This window comes from Kitasatospora sp. NPDC059088 (genome assembly GCF_042738155.1).
GTDB lineage: Bacteria > Actinomycetota > Actinomycetes > Streptomycetales > Streptomycetaceae > Kitasatospora.
Map to the genome: position 1 here is coordinate 28237 of NZ_JBHYGR010000035.1, position 2957 is coordinate 31193.

At 79.6% G+C, this 2957-nt stretch carries 2 protein-coding genes; one reads left to right on the forward strand and one right to left on the reverse strand.

Translation table 11 applies throughout. The features are described 5' to 3' along the window. Positions 1-159: 159 nt before the first annotated feature. The gene (locus ACFWXO_RS17935) at positions 160-2244 is read left to right on the forward strand and encodes a primosomal protein N' (protein ID WP_380524828.1); all 2085 of its coding nucleotides are present in this window, start codon (positions 160-162) and stop codon (positions 2242-2244) included. A gap of 123 nt (positions 2245-2367) precedes the next feature. Here ACFWXO_RS17935 and ACFWXO_RS17940 read toward each other — a convergent pair. Beyond that, on the reverse strand, positions 2368-2957 hold a 590-nt coding region (locus tag ACFWXO_RS17940), incomplete at its 5' end, for a hypothetical protein (protein WP_380524829.1).

Here is a 2957-nt window from a genome sequence, read left to right on the forward strand (position 1 = left end):
CCGCGCCCGCCCGCCCGCCCCGTCCGGTCACACACGCGCGCCCGCGCCTGTCGCTGCCCCCCCCCGGGCGCCCCCCCCGCCCCCCCGGCGGGCGCCCCCCCCCCCCCCCCGCTCCGCTTTGTGCGTCCTGTCGGTGTGACCTGGTAGTACTTGGGAGCGATGAGCAGCACAGGGGAGAACGGGGGCGCCGAGCCGGAGCAGCTGGCGTTCATCCGGGAGACGGTCAAGCGGGCCAAGCCCCGGTCGTGGCGCGGGGCCAAACGGGCCGAGCACCTGCCGGTGGCCCGGGTCGTGGTGGACAAGGGCGTGCTCACCATCGACAAGCTCTTCGACTACGAGGTGCCCGCCGCGATGGCGGAGGAGGCCCAGCCGGGCGTCCGGGTGCGGGTGCGTTTCGGAGCGCGGGTGGTCAAGGGCCAGCGCGAGGGGGGGGAACTGCACGACGGGTTCATCGTCGCCCGGCTGGAGAAGAGCGATTTCGCCGGCCCGCTCGCCCCGCTCGCCCAGGTGCTCTCGCCCGAACCCGTGCTCAGCCCGCAGCTGCTGCGGCTCTGCCGCACCGTCGCCGACCGGTACGCCGGGACGCTGGCCGACGTGCTCCAGCTCGCCGTGCCGCCCCGGCACGCCAAGGCCGAGGCCGAGCCCTCCCCGGCGCCGCTGCCGCGCCCCCAGGCCCCGGCGCCCGGGGGCTGGCAGCGCTACCCGGCCGGGCCGGACTTCCTCACCGCGCTGGCCGACGGCGGCTCGCCGCGGGCGGTGTGGGCGGCGCTCCCGGGGCCCGGCTGGCCGTACGAGATCGCCCGGGCGGTCGCGGCGACGCTGGCCGGCGGGCGCGGCGCCCTGGTCGTGCTGCCGGACCGCCGCTCGGTCGCCCGGGTCGACCGGGCGCTGACCGAGCTGCTCGGCCCCGGGATGCACATGGCACTGGAGGCGGACCTCGGCCCGCGCGAGCGCTACCGGCGCTGGCTGGCGGTCAGCCGCGGCTCGGTGCACGCCGCGATCGGGACCAGGGCCGCCATGTTCGCGCCCGTCCGCGACCTCGGCCTCGTCGTGGTCTGGTCCGACGGGGACGGCAGCCACAGCGACCCGCGCGCCCCCCACCCGCACGTGCGCGAGGTGGCGCTGCTGCGCGCCGCCGAGGAGGGCGCGGCCGTGCTGCTCGGCGGGCACACGGTGACCGTGGAGGGCGCCCAGCTGGTCGCCACCGGCTGGGCCCGGCCGCTGGTCGCCGACCGGGAGACGGTGCGGCAGGTCGCGCCCCGGGTGCGGACCGTCACCGACCAGGACCAGCACCGGGACGCCGCCGCCCAGGCCGCCCGGCTGCCCTCGGTCGGCTGGGAGGCCGCCCGGGAGTCGCTGGCGGCCGGGCACCCGGTGCTCATCCAGGTGCCCCGGCGCGGCTACGTGCCCCGGCTCGCCTGCGGCCGCTGCCGCACGCCCGCCCGCTGCCGGCACTGCGAAGGGCCCCTGGAGGCGCCCTCGGCCGACGCCCCGCTCAGCTGCGGCTGGTGCGGGGAGGCGGAGAACGACTGGCACTGCCCCGAGTGCGGCTCCTTCCGGCTGCGGGCCCAGGTGGTCGGCGCCCGGCGCACCGCGGAGGAACTGGGCAAGGCGTTCCCGCGGATCCCGGTCCGGACCTCGGGGCGGGACGCGGTGCTGGACACCGTGCCGGACGAGCCCTCGCTGGTGATCTCCACCCCGGGCGCGGAGCCGGTGGTCGAGGGCGGCTCCGGGTACGGGGCGGTGCTGCTGCTGGACGGCTGGGCCCTGCTCGGCCGGCCCGACCTGCGGGCGGGGGAGGAGACCCTGCGGCTCTGGCTGGCCGCCGCCGCCCTGGCCCGGCCCGCCGGGGAGGGCGGGACGGTCGTCGTGGTCGCCGAGCCCTCGGCCCGGCCGGTGCAGGCCCTGGTCCGCTGGGACCCGCTGGGGCACGCCGGGCTGGAACGGGACGAACGGGCGCAGCTGCACTTCCCGCCGGTGTCGCGGATGGCCGCCGTCAGCGGGAGCCCGGCGGCCGTCGCCGACCTGCTGAACCTGATCCGGCTGCCGGAGGGCGCGGACGTGCTCGGCCCGGTGCCGGTGCCCGCGCTGCGCGGGGAGGAGCAGGAGCGGGCGCTGCTGCGGGTGGCGCCCGGGCAGGGGGCCGCGCTGGCGGCGGCGCTCAAGGCGGCGCAGATCGCGCGGATCGCGCTGCGGACGCCGGAGCCGGTGCGGGTGCGGGTGGATCCGACGGACATCGGGTAGCGGTGGGGGTGGCTGGGGGCTGGGGGCTGCTGACCGGTGGTGGCCGGCGGGGGTGACGGACCTGCGGGGGCGGGGTGAGTGGGCCACCCCGCCCCGGGGCGGCCCGGTCGGCGGCGCGGGTGGTCAGCCGCGGAGGGGGATGCCGGTCGGCGGGCGCTCGGTGGGCGTGCGGTCGCGGTCGACGGGGGTGCGGTCGAGGGGCGTCCGGTCGACGGGGGTGCCGACGGGGGTGCGGTCGAGGGGCATCCGGTCGACGGGGGTGCGGTCGATCGGGGTGCGGTCCAGGGCGTTGCGCTCCAGGCTGGAGCGGTCCAGGCCGCCCTGGCGGGCCGCCGGGACGGTGGCGGCCAGGCCGCCGCTGCGCTCGGCGGGGACGGGCAGCTCCTCGGAGCGGTCCGGGCGGGCGGGGCCGGGGACGGCGCCGCTGGCGGCGAGGAGTTCGCTGGTCGGGCGGCGCATCCCGTAACGGCGGTGGACCGCCTGCTTGGTGACCCCGAGGGCGGAGCCCACCGAGTCCCAGGAGAAGCCCAGCGCCCGGTCGAACTCGACCGCCGCCGCCACCAGGGTCTCCACGCTCTCCCGCAGCTCCTGCGCCAGGCGCACGGTCGGCGCGGGCGCCCGCCCGTACACCACGAAGCCGGCCGAGGTGCGCGGCCCGCGGGGGCGGGAGGCGGTGCCCCGCTGGGCGGGGTGCGGCCGCCGCGCGGCGACCA

Coding starts and splice junctions, on each gene's coding strand:
- ACFWXO_RS17935 (WP_380524828.1), top strand. CDS start 160: ATGAGCAGCACAGGGGAGAACGGGGGCGCCGAGCCGGAGCAGCTGGCG.